This window comes from Ruegeria sp. YTSA072 (genome assembly GCF_059610285.1).
In genome coordinates this window covers 169,280-185,639 of sequence record NZ_JBXWNI010000003.1, presented here as the reverse complement: position 1 = coordinate 185,639, position 16,360 = coordinate 169,280, and the positions used below count along the sequence as shown (strand labels likewise).

Genomic DNA, 16,360 nt, shown 5'->3' with positions numbered 1-16,360 from the left:
GAAGGAGCATTGCTTAATCAGTCCAAGCCCAAGTGGTTCCCCTGCCCACCTCAGCCGCTTGATGTGAACCTTAAAGAGCAGTGCGAAGTCTGCTCTGCGGACAAAGCTGACATTCAGGGTTACTGTGTTTGGCCGATTTGTTCCTGAAATGGCCTGCCTGAGAGGACGTGCCGGCCTTTCGCCGTGGAGCGGAAATTTGCAACAAAGATCTTATTTAGTTGGCGTGTTCTCTGTGCGCAAAAAGTCAAAACGGCTCCCAACTTTTGTCGGAAGCCGTGTTGTTGAAGATGAGGGTATTTAGAATATCAGGCGTGCCCACCACCGATCAAGCCGATACCCGAAGTCAGACCGAACCAAGCTTTGACCCGCAAGCCGACGGCCTTGATGATACCCATGGCCTGGATCCCGTGAGCGACAATTGTGCCTTCCATATCACCTTCAAAATTAGTGGTGTAGGATTGGACGATGCAACCACTGCCTGGTACCAGAAGATCGCGGTGCTCTGGGTGTACCAGGTCAAGATGAACAACGATCTGACCCCGTTTTGCCTTTTCACTCGGCTCGATCAGGCGACCGCTGGGCGCAAGCTGACCGGAAGAAATCGACTCTTGAATGCGTACGATCCTTGCGGGAAGAACGGTATTGCGCATCGAGATGTTGAAGTTGCTTTCGCATGCCACTTCTGCCGCCATTCCCTCGTACAATTCCGTGCGTGAAACCTGAGAGAAACCGGCAACGATACGTCCACGTTCAACATCTTTCCTGTCTGGCACGATGAGCATTGCGGGGCTCATTGCGGCTTGTGCGGCACGTGATCCGACGTTGAGAGTGACCTGTTCTACCACTCCGTCAACGGAGCTGAGCGTCAGAGTTTTGGACAACTCCACTTGTGCTTGTTCCAGCGATGCTCGCGCCGATGCAAGCTGTGCAGGCAATACGGCGGTCGCTTGAACTTGGGCCACACCCAATTGAGTTTCCGCGGCCTCAACTTCTGCTGATCGGGTATCCAGGGTGGCTTGTGCGCGTTCCAGCTGGCTCACTTGGAATGCAGCGGAGTTTTTGGCTTGAAGTGCGCGATGATCCATCAGGCTGAGCTCAGCTTGCTCTCTTGATGTTATCGCTGCATCCAGAACAGCCTCGGCGGTTTCGACTTGCAGCTCAGCGGCAAGTTTCGCGCTTTCAATTTCCTCAACTTTTCGCATCGCGAATTTTACGGCAGCCTCTTCGGAAGAGTTCTCAACTGCAAAAAGCGGGTCGCCCGGTTCGACACGATCTCCACCTTTTACATAGATATCGGTCACTGTTCCGCCGTTCTCGGCGACGACAGGAACGGTTCTGAAGGGCACAAGGCCAGTGTAGGATTTGGGGTAGTAATAGAACACAGCAAAGAACACGATCAGGGCCAGAACGAACCACATGAATAGCGCCCGGTGAACGTTGTAGAGGGTGACTGGAATCCCGCGCCATTTAAGGTAGATCACGCGCAGGGCAAACGGAAAAGAAGTGACGAGCAATTCGATCATTATACCAACTCCTCTTTCGAAGGCCGCCACCACAACATGAAGTCGCGGGCGATTGCAGTCAGGATCAACGCGCCTGGCAGCAGAATGCTGAAGTGGCTGAGCGCGGGCATCAATTCGTATGCCAAGGCTATGGTAAGCATCACCGGAATGGTTGTGCGCAGCGGAGTGCCGATTGATTTGCGCTCCGTATAGCGTTCAAAGCGGGCATAGAGGTGTACGACCAGTAGGATCGCAAGGAAGAGGACAATTAGGCCGACCCAAGCATAGGTGTCAGTCTGATTGGGCGCGACCCACCATCTGGGGTCGCCGCCAGCGGCGAAGGCGGGAGTTGAGATGATGCCAAGTACAGGCGCCATCAGGAACGCGGGTGGTTTCATGTTTCAGGTCCTTGATTTACGCAGTCACGCGGTGCGTGAAAATTTTCGGTGTCTTGAGAACGTCAGTTCTCGGTCGGTTGTTGTGATGGTTCTGAGGGTTGTTCCGGCGGGGCGTAGGGGGGATCCCAGCGACGCCCGCTCGGTGTTTTCTCGCCAAGCGACGAAGCGTGCAGGCCGTAAATGTTGCCTCTGGACAATTCCTGTCTGGCAGAGTCGTTGATTGCCTTAAAAACGCGGTAGTACCTTGCGAAGTAGATCATTGCCTTGTCCTTTCTGATGATCGGGACCTAACCGTCATCGCCCCCGCGATCCTTAGGGTTCTGGACATTTGTTGTTGGCTTTTGGACAATTGCGGGAATTACAGGGCGGTGTGTGCCAGTCAGGGGAGAAAGCAAAAGTGCCACGGATCAGTGCATACAGACTGCAAAGTGTCGGCTTGCGTTATTCGCAAGAGCCCGGTGCGCGCATTCCATTTCCTGAAATTCTGGAAATGGCGGGGGCACCTTCGGATATCGTCAACAGCCCAGACGCCACTGTCGAACTGCTTCATGAAGCGGGCGCCGTTGAAACTGTGTGTCGTGTTTTGGAAGACAAGACCTTTGCCGCGCGGGTGGGGCTTTCGGCGCAAGGTCCCGGAACGCTTTTGGCTTACATTGTGCGGGCAGCAGAAACGGTCGAAGACGCACTGGCATTGACACAGCGCTTTTATGCAATGCAAGACCCTGACCTGCATCTGGATGTTGTAGGGGCGCCTGATGAACCCAAGATCACGCTGGAAAGTAGCGTGATCCCAGCGCATCAATATCCTCGCCATCGCGAGATGCTGGTTTTCGGTCTCTATAAGCGCGTTCAGCAGATCACCTCAGGCGGATTTGCCCCTATCTCAATCGAGTTGGAAACGGACGACGTCGAGCATTGTAAGCAGCTGGCCGAGTTGGCCGGTTGCGCCGTAGAAGGGTTCAAGTCCGGATACGCGTTGGCTCTGCCCCCAAACGGTATGAGTTTTCGGATCCCGACTGCAGACCCTACTTTGTTGGGGCATTTGCGTCGGCATGGGGAAGAGCAGCTAAAGGCTCAACCTGATGCGGTCCGAAGTCTGTCCGATCGCATTGTAGAGATGCTCGGGGAACGTCTTCCCGGTCCAATACCAAACGGCGATCAAATAGCCGGAGAGCTTGGATTGACGCGACGCACAATGACCCGGCACCTGTCAGCCGAGGGAACAAGCTTTAAAGCACTTTTAGAGGGGGTGTTGTGCGACCTGTCCAAACGGATGCTTCGCAGTGGGGAGGGTGTTGCCCGCGTTGCCTTCATGCTTGGATTTGCGGATCAGGCGGCTTTTTCAGTGGCGTTCAAGCGATGGACAGGTGAAACGCCAGCCAGGTTTCGTAAAGCTGGCCGCTAAGTCTCCTGACCTCTGCAGCGCGCAGGGCCATAAGATGTCCAAGATCCACAAAACCTTGTCCTGTCCCCAAAAGAAAGCAGGCCATGGCGTCACCTAGTTCAATGGCACACAGCAGCCGCGGTGGTTGCTGACCCAGAACAAGGATGAACCCTATGAAAACCTCGAAGAAATTCTTTATCGCCCCGATCTCCGGCGCACTTCTGATCACCATGGCAGCCACAGCTCATGCTGATTTTGTCACCGATAAAGCCATCAAAGGCGCAGTTGTCGGCGCTACTGTCGCGGGCATTGCCGGCGAAAGCATCGTAGGCGGCGCGGCCGCCGGCGCTGCGGTTGGTGCCGTGGGTGGTGCGATCCAGAAGGACAATTTCGAAGACGCGCAGGACGATGCACAAGAACGCCGCGACGACTTCAAAGATGACCATAAAGACTGGAACGAGGACTGAAACGCCATACCAAACGCAACGAAAAAAGGAGGAAACACAGCCGAACAAAGCTGACCGGTCAGCATAAGGTCCATCGGCCCTGCGCTGTTAGCATCCAGACGCAACGTGACTGACCACCCCGAACAGAACTCGCACAGTTTCTGATAGGTTGCCATCCGGCTCACAAACGAGCCGGGTGGCAACTTTGTTTAGGGCACTTGAATACCGGCCGTGCCCTGACTTCGCGTTTCAAATTCCGCTTCCTTTCTTGCCATTCTCGACCTGGGTTTTGTCCAAAATCCAAAAACAACCGTCCAGAACCCAAACGAACTGAAACGCCCTCTGCCCCAAATCCTGCTCATCTGAATAACATCGACGAGCTGGCAACCGAAGCAACCCAGGTGACTGCCGCTCTTTGCAATCCGACGCCAAAGGAAACGGCAATGAACCTACTAGCAAACTTTGACGCAGAGACCCTGGCACGCATCCAGTTTGCCTTTACTGTGTCGTTCCACATCATCTTCCCGGCCTTTTCCATCGGCCTGGCAAGCTTCCTGGCCGTCCTCAATGGCCTTTGGCTTTGGCGCAAGGACAAGGCTTACCTCAATCTCTTCAACTACTGGAAAAAGATATTCGCTGTCGGCTTCGCGATGGGTGTCGTGTCCGGCATTGTGATGTCTTACCAATTTGGCACGAATTGGAGCACATTCTCGGACACCGCCGGGCCCGTGATCGGGCCCTTGATGGCCTATGAGGTGATGACGGCCTTCTTCCTTGAGGCAGGCTTCCTAGGCATCATGCTTTTCGGTCGCGAACGCGTGGGTCCCGGCTTGCACATGATTGCCACGGCGATGGTTGCCCTTGGCACTCTGATATCGGCCACGTGGATTCTTTCGGTCAATTCCTGGATGCAGACCCCGGCCGGATTTGACGTCAACGAGCTGGGGCAATTCATCCCAGTGGATTGGTGGTCGATCGTCTTTAACCCGTCTTTCCCCTACCGCCTGACACACATGGTGCTGGCGGCATATCTCACCACTGCCTTTGTGGTGGCGGGGGTTGCGGCTTGGCACATGCTACGCCGCAATCGAACGGCCGAGATCACCCGCATGTTCTCGATGGCAATGTGGATGGCTGTTTTGGTTACTCCTCTGCAGATCGTCGCGGGCGACCTTCATGGATTGAACACGCTGGAGCATCAACCGCAGAAAGTAATGGCGATGGAAGGTCACTTTGACAGCCACCCCGAAGGTGCACCGCTAATCCTGTTCGGCATTCCAAACGAAGATGAAAAGCGCGTGGACTACGCCATCGAAATTCCGAAGCTATCGTCGCTGATCCTGAAACATGATCTGAACGCGCCGCTTGACGGGCTGGACACCATTCCCGACGACGAAGAACCCCCGGTCGCGATCGTTTTCTATAGCTTCCGCATCATGCTTGCCATCGGCTTTGCCATGCTGGGCGTCGGGTTGTGGTCGCTTGTTCAGCGGGTTCGGGGCCGCCTCAACGAAGATCGCTGGTTGCACCGCGCATCCGTCCTGTTGGCGCCCAGCGGATTTGTGGCGGTACTGGCCGGTTGGATCACCACCGAAGTGGGGCGCCAACCTTACACGGTGTACGGGCTGATGCGGACATCGGACTCCCTTTCCCAAGTGGATGCGCCTGCAGTTGCGGCGTCTCTAATTGCCTTCATCGTCGTGTATTTCGCGGTGTTCGGAGCAGGCACGTTCTACATGCTGCGTCTCATGGGAAAACCGCCTGTCGAAGATTTCCAGAAAACTCAAAAACCCATTGAAATCTTTACCTTGGCGGAGGCAGCGTGATGCTTGAACTCTCGACAATCTGGGCAGGCATCATTGCCTTTGCCGTTCTGACCTATGTGATCCTGGACGGGTTCGACCTTGGAATTGGGATCCTCTTTCCATTCGCGAAAACCGAAAAAGATCGTGATGTCATGATGAACTCGGTCACACCGGTTTGGGATGGAAACGAGACGTGGCTGGTCATGGGCGGCGGAGGTTTGTTCGCTGTTTTCCCTTTGGCTTATTCTGTAGTGATGCCCGCGCTTTATGTGCCTGTCATAATCATGCTTCTTGCGCTTGTTTTTCGTGGTGTTGCCTTCGAATACCGATGGCGAACGGTACGCGGGCGCTGGCTTTGGGATGTTGCGTTTCACGGTGGTTCAACCGTGGCCGCATTGTGCCAGGGTATCACGCTTGGCGCGCTGGTTCAGGGCATCCCGGTCGAAGGTCGGCATTATGCCGGTGGATGGTGGGATTGGCTGACGCCGTTCTCTGTCCTGACAGGTGTGGCCCTTGTGATCGGGTATGCCTTGCTGGGGGCGACGTGGCTCAACATGAAAACCACTGGAAAGATTCAGCGTCAGATGCGCTCCTACGTCCGTCCGTTGATGCTTATGACACTCGGGCTGATCGGTCTCGTCAGTCTTTTAACCCCATTCCAAGACCCGATCTATATGGTCAGATGGTTTTCGTGGCCCGGCGTCGTTTTCACTGTGCTTGTGCCGGCTCTTGTTACTGCCATTGCAAGGAAGCTCGATCGTGGCCTGACGGAACAGCGCAACTATCAGCCCTTTGTCTGCGCCATTGCCCTGTTCGTCGTGTGCTTCATTGGTATCGGGATCAGCTTCTATCCCTATATGCTGCCTCCAAGCCTCACGATTGCTGAAGCCGCCGCGCCAGACAGCAGTTTGGCTTTCGCTCTGGTCGGAGCAGTCATTCTGCTACCAGTGATCCTGGCTTACACCGCCTACACCTACTGGGTTTTCCGCGGGAAGATTGATCCAGAGGAGAACTACCATTGAAAACGCTTAAACAAGTTTTCTGGTTCGGCGCGATCTGGTTCGGCAGTGTTTTGTGCCTGACCACTGTCGCGTACGTGATCAGGTTGTTCATCACCTGAAACGCCAATGAAACCACTGCTCCCGTGTGAGCTTGTCCAGCTCGCTCAACTATTTGTCCAGGCGCCAAAAGAAATTCGGTTCCTTCCCACCAAATTCCTAAAAACAAACGGTCCGCGGGGGCGTCTCATCTTCAACAATTCTAGGGGGGCTTTCATGCTTTCTCGTCCAAAGAACATTGCTGTGCGGTGGGATCAGATTGATCCGGCCCTGCCCACTCCACTCAATCAACGTAAGCCGGGCAGCTGCCTTTCCTCGGGCTCTTTGCCAAAGTTGTTTACAGGTCTCATTGCTGCTGGGCTTGTGACCTTCGTTTTGTTGCCCTTCACCTCAGCCCTGATAGGAGCTGTTAGGAATGACCTCGCCCCAATTGTGGACGTTTTGTTGGTACTCTTCTCCGCCCCAGTCGTTTTCGGTTCCACAGCGACAATAGTGCTTAAGGGGGCAACATCGCGGGCAGTCCTCGGGCGAGGATTGGCCTGTCTCGGAACCGCGCTAATCATTTCTCCCGTGGGGCTTTCGGTTCTGTTCGCGCTATATCTAAAAGACTGGGTATCAATCGTTACAGACACGGCTATCGAACAGGCGGGAATAACAACGGCGTCACTGTTTGGCGGTTTCGTAGTGGCCAATGCCCTCGCCATCGGATTGGCATTGGGATTCTTATCTTTGCTACTTGGGTGTAGGCTAATACAAATTCGTCCAAAACCACTTGCTTCCCCTTAACCGGGTGAACTTCCGCTTTGGGCTCCACGTGACTTTGCAAAGTCCGCTTTCTGTGCGTTGCAGACTATTAAATTTGTTGTTCCGCAGAACACACACCCGCACCGCCTATACGACAACGACATTGCTGCCGGCATTTACGGTTGCTGGTTCGGCATCGCGATCATCGCATACTATGCAATGGATGGTAAGCGGCCACCTGTGAGCCACACAAAACGTCCGGGTTGTCATCCTCCAAGCCAATCGCTTGAATTGATCATGGCCGTCGAGCCGGTTCGGCTTGACCATCCTAACCTCAAGCAGCTGGGTTCAGGCGGTGGTGGATGGTCAGGGGATCGCCCTTTGGGATGATCTGGTCGCGCCCAAACTCGGCGACGGAACGCTTGTCAAATTGTCCAATCTTCAGAAACAAAAACGCGGGTTACTTTGTCGTTTTCGCAGGTAGAAGAGTCTCAAGGCGCGGATGCATTCCTACCTTGGTTGCGAGTTGAAACCACATCCTGAAGCCAATCTGAGAACACTGTCGCCGGTTCCGACGCTGCAGCCCTATCTGGCCGGACGATGAAATAGCCATAGTCCGGCAGCGCAAAATTCGACAGTCGATGCAGCATGCCCGCCTCCAACTCGCCGCCAACCAGATCATCCATTAGCGCGACGCCTTGGCCATTGATCACTGCCTGAACCCGCACATTAGGATCGGGCACGATCAACACGTCTCGACGCGTTTGCGGCGGTAGATTGGCAAGTTCCAACCATTCAGACCAGGCGTTGCTGTTTTCGCGATCGCGCAACAATACCAAGTTTGAGATGGTTCCGCCAATGCCCAGCCTTTCCACCCGCCCCGCAACTACAACGTTGCCTACAGGAAAAGGCGGAAAGTGCATGAACGGTGTAACGGTGCCGTCGCTCCAATTCCCGTTGCCCCACCTGATTGCCAGGTCCACTTCCTGCATCTCTGTCTGCGAAAACTCGACCATCGGCTGAATGCGAAGCTGCACGTCCGGGTGGCTTTGCATGAATGACATAAGGCGCGGCGACAGCCAGCGCGCAGCGAAATAGGTCGAGACACCAACAGTCAAAGAGCGCGACGAAATCCCTTTCAACGCCTGAATTTCGGTTTCGATTTCTTCGTATCGGGTCTGGCAAATTGCGAGCAGTTTCAGCCCTTCACCGGTGAGTGTGACACCGCGCGTTGTGCGCTGAAACAAAGCCATCCCCAGATCGGCCTCAAGCGTTTTGATCTGATAACTGATCGCGCCCTTTGTCATATTGAGCGCCGACGCTGCCGTCGAAAAGCTGGAATAGCGGGCGATCTCGGCAAATATCCTAAGCAAGTCGTGGTGATAGAAGCGGGCAGTCATGAGTGCAGCGTACAAATTTTCTGAACACTGAGAAAAGAAATTTTCGATTTTCAAGGCAATTTTTTAAGCCCAAAATTTGCATCTAGTTGCGTGAAACGAAAAGATGACGTTGGACCCTTTGAACGCCGTAGCAGACACATCAACACCGGCGGGGCGTCGCAGACGCGTGCGCCGACGCCGCTTGGCCCGTGACAATGAGCCCTCTGAAAGCACGCCGTTCACAGGGCGCAAGATACCTGCATATAGTCTTCTGAGCGAAACGGCACTGACCCGGATCGAAGATCAAGCCGATTGGATTCTAAGCAATATTGGTGTCGAGTTCCGGGGGGATCGTACCGCGCTGGATCACTTCGCCCAAACTGGTGCACGCATCGATGGCGAACGTGTACGGTTTGAACCGGGTCACGTCCGCGCGCTTTGCGCTACCGCTCCTAGTGAATTTCAGTTGCATGGCCGAGACCCGGCCAAAACCGTGACACTTGGCGGCGACAACGTTGTGCTGATGCCGGGATATGGCTCTCCGTTTGTCAGCGATCTGGTGAACGGCCGCCGCTATGCGACGCTGGAGGACTTCCGCAATTTCGTCAAGCTGGCCTACACTGCCCCTGCCCTGCACCATTCCGGCGGCACGGTGGTCGAGCCGACAGATGTACCGGTGAACAAACGACATCTGGACATGATGCTGGCGCATCTGACGCTGTCGACCAAACCCTTTATGGGATCTGTCGCAGCACCCGAGCGTGCGCGGGATAGTATCGAGGTGGCTCGCTTAGTCTTTGGGCGCGACTTCATGAAGTGTCACGCGGTGATGCAGGCAAATATCAACGTCAATTCGCCGCTGGTTTATGATGATACCATGTCGTCAGCTCTGCGTATCTACGCGGAGGCAGGCCAATGTGTTTGCGTCTCCCCTGCCATTTTCGCGGGCGCTATGGGGCCGCTTTCGCCGGCGGCGGTAGCGGCGCAAACTCTGGCAGAAGCAATGGTTGGCATTGCGCTTGCGCAACTGGTGCGCCCCGGTTGTCCGGTGGTCTTCGGCTCGTTCCATTCCACAATGAACTTGCGCACGGGCGCTCTGACCTTTGGATCGCCCGAGGCGAACATGACCACGATGGCGCTTACTCAATTGGGACGAAGGCTTGGCGTGCCTGTGCGGTCCGGCGGCGGACAGATCACCGCCTCAAATGCGCCCGACGGGCAAGCGTTGCAGGATAGCACCGGTGCAATGTGGTCCACGCTTTTGTCCGGGGCCCATCAGGTTTGGCATGCGGCGGGCTGGCTCGAAGGTGGGCTTGTGATGTCCTACGAGAAATTTATCTTAGATCTCGACCACTGTGGCGCGATGCTGAAACTGTTGCAGGGCTTCGAAACGGATGACGAGGCCTTTGGCCGTGATGCCTATTTTGAAACGGGCCCGGGCGAAAATTTCCTGTCGACCAGTCACACGCTGCGGCACTATGCGACGGCGAATTTTGAGCCACAGATTTCTGACGCCGGACCCTTCGAAACCTGGTCCGAAAATGGTGCTCTTACAACAGATCAACGCGCCACCGGGCGGTGGCGTCAGATGTTGAACGACTATCAATGCCCCGAAATGGAACCCGAAATCCAAGCCGCGCTTGAAGACTTCGTGTCAGATCGCAAAGCACGAATGCCGGACGAATGGTACTAGAAAGGATTAACATGACCAAGGAACTCAGCCGCACGTCTGCCCTTGCCTCACGCCACACCGCGCTTGGCTCGGGACTGGAGGATTGGAATGGCATGGGCACGGCCTGGACCTATGACACTGACCCCAATGATGAACATGATGCAGTCCGTGAACGCGCTGGCATGTTTGATATGTCTCCTTTGAAGAAGGTGTTCGTACGTGGTCCTGACGCCCCTGCCGTGCTTGACCACCTAACCACACGGGATCTGTCAAAACTCGCACCGGGGAAGGCAGCATATCTCTGCGTTTTGACTGACAGCGGCGGGATCGCCGATGATGCTATCGTGTCCAACAACGGCGACAACGATTGGATGATCGTACATGGTTCGGGTGACACCATGGCGTTCTTAGAAGCTTCGGCGGCAGGACGTGACGTTCAGGTCGAATTTACCGAAGACTTGCATGACCTGTCCGTGCAGGGGCCAGCCTCGCTGGATATCCTCAACGCTCATGTCAACATCGATCTCGCCAAACTGGGCTACTTTGAACATGCGCCTGCTGTGCTCTTTGGTCATCCCTGCCGTATTTCGCGTACCGGATATTCGGGCGAACGCGGCTACGAGATTTTTGCGGGTGGTGCGGTGATCACCGACATCTGGGACAAACTGGCGGATGCAGACGTCATGCCCTGTTCTTTCACTGCTCTTGACAAGGTGCGTATCGAAGCCGGGCTGTTGTTTTATGGCTACGACATGACCGATGAAAACTCCCCGTGGGAGGTCGGCCTCGGCTTCACCGTCAGCAGGACAAAGGGCGACTTCCGAGGCAAGTCGATGGTCATGGCCTCAAAAGGCGCCGAAAAAGTCAACAATGTCTGTCTGGACATCGATCACTCCGACATGGTCGAAGGTGGGGAGAGGCTGTCCCTGGACGGCGAAGATATTGGGGTTATCAACAGCCCCTGTTACTCTCGCCGCCTGAACAAATCGCTTGCGCTTGCGCATGTTCATCCAGGGCTTGAAATCGGGTCCACTCTAAAGGTCTCAGGAAGTGATTTCGCCACAAACGCAACAATTGTGTCCAGCCCAATTTACGACCCTGAAAAAGCTCGCACACATAGTTAGGGAAGTCTTGGCCTGCAGCGACGGTGCCTGTGTTCAAATTACTATTCGCTGCTTTCTGGATACCCGCCCACCAGACGCAACCGTGCCAAAAGAAGCCTTTGGCTCAGGCCGCAGCATTTGGAGCTAAGGGCTCAATGCAGTCCCTCGCTGAAGTCGGCTTGAACGTCTGCTCTGCGAACGAAGCTGACGTTAGTGGCAGTTGGCAGAATGCGCGCTTTAGTAATTGGAAGTAGGTTTGACAATAAGCCTTGTACCGAGATTTTTCAATTTATTTACATTGAAAAATTATTATCAGCACTAAACAATCCTGTTCGCCGAAGGATATTGGAGTGGCTAAAAGACCGCTCAAACTTTCCGCCAGCTTTGCTCGGACATGACGACCTGGAAGGCGTTTGCGTCGCGTATATTCAAGAGAAGGCAAAGCTATCTCAATCTACAATCTCGAACTACGTGGGATTGCTGAAAAAAGCAGGGTTTGTGAACGCAGAGCGCCACGGTCAGTGGACGTTCTACCGCCGCGACGAAAAGAATATTCAAGCGTTTCTTGCTGCCATCCAAGACGAACTTCTAAAACCATAACATAACGAGAAGACAGGAGATACGCCCCGAGTTTCGCATAATAGAAGTGGAATATCGAAATATACCGATGGTGAGATGATTCTGAAAAACCGTGAAGCAACAAACTTATTGACCCAACCTTTGGATCTGCCCTGCGGCGTGCGACTGAAGAACAGGTTGATAAAGTCGGTAATGTCAGACTTCCTTGGCGATGGCGCTGGCAACCTCACCGCCTCTCAATTGCGACTCCTTGAACGATGGGCGGCCGGTGGTGCAGCGCTGTCGCTGATCGGTGAGGTGCAGGTGCAGGTGCAGGTGCAGGTGAGTCCGCACTATCCGGAGAAACCCGGCAACCTCGTTCTGGGACCGGATGCAGATTTGGTTGCATAGCAAGCATTGGCAAAACGTGGATCAGCAAACGGTGCGCACATCTGGCCACAGCATGGCCACGCCGGGGCGCTAGCACAAGGGCCGATCAGCATACCGGTGGGACCGTCTCCTCTCGACGTCGATGGGTTGCGTTGTGACCGTATGTTCTTGGAAGAAATACACAAACTGCCGCAATCATACACGCAAGCGGCGGTCCTCGCACAAATAGCTGGTTTCCGCGGATTTCAGATCCACGCTGGTCACGGGTTTCTATTCAGTCAGTTTCTGACGCCAGGTTTTCTTCATCAGACAGATGCTTATGGCGGCACAGTTGAAGCGCGTCTTTATGTCATTGGTGAGGTGATCGATGCCGTGCGACGCGCAGTTGGACCGATTTACCCGATAAGCATCAAAATCAACTCGACCAACGAGTTCGAGCGCGGTCTTACGCCTGACGATACGATGGAAATTTTGGACATGATCGACAACTTATCAATTGACCTGATAGACATCAGTGGAGGGACTTATTTCCCCGGCACCGCATCGAGGTCCGACAGCACGTCTTCCTCTGGGCCGCATTTCATCAATTTAGCCAAACGGGTGAAAGAGATCACATCGATACCGATCATGCTGACCAGGGGTTTTGAGATAAGGGACCAGGCTGAAAAAGCTCTGAAAGATGGCTCTGCTGATGCCATTAATCTTGCTCGCGCAATGGCGCTGAACCCGTCGCTCGCAAATGTCTGGTTGCAGAAGACTGGAGACGATCCAGAGTTTCCAATGTTTGCTGCGCCGCCGCGTGGGAGCGTCACTGCATGGTACTCTATGCGCTTGGCTGCTCTTGGCGAGGACAGCGAAGGCCAATTCGTTGTGAGCCCGCCGACGCGTTGTAGGCATATAACCTACGGGACGCGGAACGCTGTGAGCATTGGCGCAATCGGTTCGGCTGACTTAACCCGGCCAAGTGAAGCGGACGTTGGACGCACCGCAGCAGAATGGCAATTCTGAGCCCTTCGGGGCAATTCTCCGCGAGTAGTACTGATGGTTGCTTCCAGACGGTTCAGCAAGAAAATCATGATCTCTTAAGCCTCAAAAATTGAAAACGTAGATGCATGATTTTGTTGCAACCTGAGTCTCACCATCTAGGTGATCCGACATTCGCCGTAGCAAGTACGTAGGCAACGAAACCCGTCTCCCGTAGGATTCACACCTATTGTTCGACGACATGATGAACTTCCTTGATTGTGGAATATGCTCTCATGAGGTCAGCTCGGCTCAGTAGCCATAAACATCAGGAATGTATTCGTGATAAATACTCGGATCAATGATGGAATTGATTGCTAGTTCACGCTTGGGAAGCAGGTCCTCGAAAAGCACATGGGCGGCCTCAAAGACAACCAGTATCAGAATGCACAAGCCTTCCGGAAGCGCACCAAGCATCCGAGTTGGATCATTGGCCACAAAGTTGTACCCCTAAACTCCAAACGACAGGATCGAAACCTGATAGTTCATTACCTGCGGGAATTTCTCGGACGAGGTCTCGGAAATTGCCCCGTAGGTATGCGACGAAAAGAACGGCGAGCTGCTTTGGGTGACCAAAGCACCAACGTAGGTCAAAATGCTTTGGGCTATAGCATAAAATTCAATCTAATAGAGCTTTACAGCGCTTCGTTGTGAGGATCGGGAAAGTCTATGATGATCAGATCATATGATTGATCGGTGGATTTAACATAGTTGATGCGTCGGTGTTGTAGACGTTCAGAATCGAGGCCTCCACACTGGTCCCGGTCAGGCGTGCAATGGAAACCAGATTGCGCCCCAGATCAGTTATCGGCGGATCGAATTCCACCAGATCAATGCGCGACACGTTGGCGCTGTTTCAGGACCTCACGCACGGTCAACCCATCGCCTCACGATAGCGATACTCATCTGCTTCGGCAAATTGCTGGTGGCCGGCGATATGAAGGCGCACATCATTTTCCGCCAGATGTTAGTGGCAACCACGGACTAAAATTGCAATTGCTTGCGCCAGGCTATTCGGCCGAAAAACAGATGGTCCTGTGCAAACGCGGTGATGCGCCAGGCCAGTAAAGTCAGCGCGAATAGCAATACGATCGTTCCGGTCGCACTGGCCAACAGCCGTTTGGCGAATCCAGCTGGTCGCGCAGACAAGAGACGCTCAGCAGGGCGACCATCGCGTTGGTCAACCCAATAGCAAACGAAGACGAGATCAAGCCAAACGCGCTTGTTTGCTTAGATCATCTCTTCGAATTTGAAAGCACCGGTAAGCCAGTTTAGTTGAGCACCCTCAATACCTAAAAATTGGCACTAGGCGCGAGCGCAAAATACGATAAACAACTTCTCCAACCCTGGCCGGAGAGCATCACCGCATATCAATTCCCCTGAGTGCGAGCCTCAAGCCGTTCCAGATTAACAACTGTCGACAGCATCAAGCGATCGTGGCTCCAATCCTGAGTCTGGCGTACTGACGCCGAGCTGATGGCAAGAATGGTTGCCAATGCTAGGGTCATCCCAAGAAATACGGCAGGCAGAGGAGGGCTTGCCGTCGACGCTTCGGTCAAGGCAATCACACGCAAACGCAACACATGCTTTGCTTTTGTCCCGTTCACCAAGGCCACATGAAGAATACGTGGGCAGTTCATTGTAAGAGATTGCGAACAGTAATCCAGCAAACAGGCCGTATAGTCTTTGGCGTCTATCCCCTTACGCGAGACAACGGATTGGTCACAGGCCAACTCGCGCAGTCGGTCAAACTGGTGCTTAATCACCAGATATGCCGGGTTCCAGAACAGTAGCGGGCGCATCAGCTCAAAGCCCAGCTCCCACTCCACATCCATGGCACGGATGTGTTGAAATTCGTGTGCCAAAGCGAACCGCAATTCACGCGGTGTATTCAGCAAATGGCTGGGTAAGACGACGTGGCGGCGACGTAGGCCGCGCACAGCGAAGGGTACGGTTATCCGGTCCGACAAACGGATGTCTACCTTCGACGACCGCCGCCAAAGAAAGCTGGATCTCACGGTTTTGCGAATTGCCCATGCATCGCGAAGCACACGAATTGTCAGGAAAGTCGACACCAGGGCGAATGCAATCAAAACGCATGTTACAAGGACAGACGAACCAGAAAGAACGTGATCAAGCCAACGTTCGCGCGTGTTCAGCAGGGTTTCGAACTGCGCAGCCGGCATGGCAATATCACCACGCAAGTAGGCAGCCACGGCCAGATCCCCCAGCGCGACTGCGCGTCCAGGCCACAGAAAACCGATAAAGGCCGAGACACCCATTGCCAGCACCGGGCTCAGCACAACACAAATACAAAGTGCTTTGAGCGATCGAAGTTGTGCAACAAACCCATATCGCATAGACGATCGCGCGAACACGACGCGCACCGCCAGCCAGATAAGTGCCGACAATCCAAGTACAACATTTAACTCGAGAAAAGCGTCGAGAACCGGTTTAACCGCCGTCATTTTGCAGTCTCCTCTCTACCAGTGCTCGAATTTCCTCCAGATCATCTTCTGTCAGCCCCGCATCGTCGACCAACCTTGCAACCAAAGTTGCGGGGGTGTCGTCGAATAACGTCCGGGAGAGATTTTGCAGCGAACGCGACTGATACCTGTCTTTTTCCAGAAGTGGCCTATAAATCAACGACTTGCCGTTCTTTTCGCTTTCTACAAATCCCTTTTCATCGAGAATTCGCAAGATTGTTGCGCCGGATGTGTAGGCCAGATTTCGATCTGGCGCCAAACGATCAAGAACATCTCGGACCGAGCCCTGACCCAGCGCCCAGAGTTCATTCATGAACTCAAGTTCCACTTCGGTCAGCAAGTTTGTAGTTTTTTTCTTTCGCATCAGTCTCGGTGTCGCCATTTTTTAGTATGCCTGACAGACAAGCATCCT

General features: G+C 54.1%; 17 protein-coding genes. 10 read left to right on the top strand and 7 right to left on the bottom strand.

All coding sequences use genetic code 11. The annotated features are described in order from the left end of the window. Nucleotides 1-305: 305 nt before the first annotated feature. Together AC2FIB_RS07610 and AC2FIB_RS07605 are read right to left on the bottom strand one after the other, a co-directional pair. The gene (locus tag AC2FIB_RS07610) at nt 306-1,523 is read right to left on the bottom strand and encodes an HlyD family secretion protein (RefSeq protein WP_496841873.1); all 1,218 of its coding nucleotides are present in this window, start codon (nt 1,521-1,523) and stop codon (nt 306-308) included. After that, nucleotides 1,523-1,900: a hypothetical protein gene (locus tag AC2FIB_RS07605; RefSeq protein ID WP_058273728.1), complete on the bottom strand. Its 378-nt coding sequence runs from the start codon at nt 1,898-1,900 to the stop codon at nt 1,523-1,525. Before AC2FIB_RS07605 ends, AC2FIB_RS07610 begins: the two co-directional genes overlap by 1 nt. 397 nt (nt 1,901-2,297) lie before the next feature. On the opposite strand from AC2FIB_RS07605, the gene AC2FIB_RS07600 reads away from it, so the two are divergent. The 5 genes from AC2FIB_RS07600 to AC2FIB_RS07580 all read left to right on the top strand — a co-directional run bounded on the left by AC2FIB_RS07600 (nt 2,298) and on the right by AC2FIB_RS07580 (nt 6,655). Then, nucleotides 2,298-3,305 carry a helix-turn-helix domain-containing protein gene (locus AC2FIB_RS07600; RefSeq protein ID WP_496841872.1) on the top strand — a complete coding sequence of 336 codons (1,008 nt, stop codon included), beginning with the start codon at nt 2,298-2,300 and terminating at the stop codon, nt 3,303-3,305. A gap of 152 nt (nt 3,306-3,457) precedes the next feature. Beyond that, nucleotides 3,458-3,751 carry a hypothetical protein gene (locus tag AC2FIB_RS07595; protein WP_496735984.1) on the top strand — a complete coding sequence of 98 codons (294 nt, stop codon included), beginning with the start codon at nt 3,458-3,460 and terminating at the stop codon, nt 3,749-3,751. Between the two features lie 422 nt (nt 3,752-4,173). Next, nucleotides 4,174-5,556: a cytochrome ubiquinol oxidase subunit I gene (locus tag AC2FIB_RS07590; protein WP_496735986.1), complete on the top strand. Its 1,383-nt coding sequence runs from the start codon at nt 4,174-4,176 to the stop codon at nt 5,554-5,556. Beyond that, nucleotides 5,556-6,557, top strand: a complete 1,002-nt coding sequence (gene cydB, locus AC2FIB_RS07585; RefSeq protein ID WP_496735987.1) for a cytochrome d ubiquinol oxidase subunit II — start codon at nt 5,556-5,558, stop codon at nt 6,555-6,557. Before AC2FIB_RS07590 ends, cydB begins: the two co-directional genes overlap by 1 nt. Next, entirely contained in the window at nt 6,554-6,655 is a 102-nt protein-coding gene (locus AC2FIB_RS07580; RefSeq protein ID WP_145975872.1) for a DUF2474 family protein, read from the top strand. The genes cydB and AC2FIB_RS07580 overlap by 4 nt, the downstream gene beginning before the upstream one ends. Nucleotides 6,656-7,828: 1,173 nt before the next feature. Here AC2FIB_RS07580 and AC2FIB_RS07575 read toward each other — a convergent pair. Then, a complete protein-coding gene (locus AC2FIB_RS07575; protein ID WP_496841871.1) occupies nt 7,829-8,737 on the bottom strand; it encodes a LysR family transcriptional regulator in 909 nt (302 codons plus the stop codon). Between the two features lie 103 nt (nt 8,738-8,840). Here AC2FIB_RS07575 and AC2FIB_RS07570 point away from each other — a divergent pair, with 103 nt between their 5' ends. The 5 genes from AC2FIB_RS07570 (at nt 8,841) to AC2FIB_RS07550 (ending at nt 13,447) form a co-directional block, all read left to right on the top strand. After that, entirely contained in the window at nt 8,841-10,409 is a 1,569-nt protein-coding gene (locus AC2FIB_RS07570) for a trimethylamine methyltransferase family protein (RefSeq protein ID WP_496735990.1), read from the top strand. A gap of 11 nt (nt 10,410-10,420) precedes the next feature. After that, nucleotides 10,421-11,512, top strand: coding sequence for an aminomethyl transferase family protein (locus AC2FIB_RS07565; protein WP_496735992.1), 1,092 nt, complete (start codon nt 10,421-10,423; stop codon nt 11,510-11,512). A 207-nt stretch (nt 11,513-11,719) separates the two neighbouring features. Then, complete coding sequence (locus tag AC2FIB_RS07560) at nt 11,720-12,091, top strand: ArsR/SmtB family transcription factor (protein ID WP_496841869.1); 372 nt, start codon at nt 11,720-11,722, stop codon at nt 12,089-12,091. 75 nt (nt 12,092-12,166) lie between these two features. Further along, nucleotides 12,167-12,460 carry a hypothetical protein gene (locus AC2FIB_RS07555; RefSeq protein ID WP_496841867.1) on the top strand — a complete coding sequence of 98 codons (294 nt, stop codon included), beginning with the start codon at nt 12,167-12,169 and terminating at the stop codon, nt 12,458-12,460. Between the two features lie 141 nt (nt 12,461-12,601). Continuing rightward, complete coding sequence (locus AC2FIB_RS07550) at nt 12,602-13,447, top strand: oxidoreductase (protein WP_496735997.1); 846 nt, start codon at nt 12,602-12,604, stop codon at nt 13,445-13,447. A 267-nt stretch (nt 13,448-13,714) separates the two neighbouring features. Here AC2FIB_RS07550 and AC2FIB_RS07545 read toward each other — a convergent pair whose 3' ends face one another. The 4 genes from AC2FIB_RS07545 to AC2FIB_RS07530 all read right to left on the bottom strand — a co-directional run bounded on the left by AC2FIB_RS07545 (nt 13,715) and on the right by AC2FIB_RS07530 (nt 16,312). After that, nucleotides 13,715-13,879 carry a hypothetical protein gene (locus AC2FIB_RS07545; protein ID WP_496841866.1) on the bottom strand — a complete coding sequence of 55 codons (165 nt, stop codon included), beginning with the start codon at nt 13,877-13,879 and terminating at the stop codon, nt 13,715-13,717. Nucleotides 13,880-14,138: 259 nt separating this feature from the next. Continuing rightward, nucleotides 14,139-14,306, bottom strand: a complete 168-nt coding sequence (locus tag AC2FIB_RS07540) for a hypothetical protein (protein ID WP_496736001.1) — start codon at nt 14,304-14,306, stop codon at nt 14,139-14,141. 526 nt (nt 14,307-14,832) lie between these two features. Further along, nucleotides 14,833-15,930 carry a M56 family metallopeptidase gene (locus AC2FIB_RS07535; protein WP_496736003.1) on the bottom strand — a complete coding sequence of 366 codons (1,098 nt, stop codon included), beginning with the start codon at nt 15,928-15,930 and terminating at the stop codon, nt 14,833-14,835. Further along, on the bottom strand, nt 15,917-16,312 hold the full coding sequence (locus AC2FIB_RS07530; protein WP_113790821.1) for a BlaI/MecI/CopY family transcriptional regulator: 396 nt from the start codon (nt 16,310-16,312) through the stop codon (nt 15,917-15,919). Before AC2FIB_RS07530 ends, AC2FIB_RS07535 begins: the two co-directional genes overlap by 14 nt. Nucleotides 16,313-16,360 lie beyond the last annotated feature (48 nt).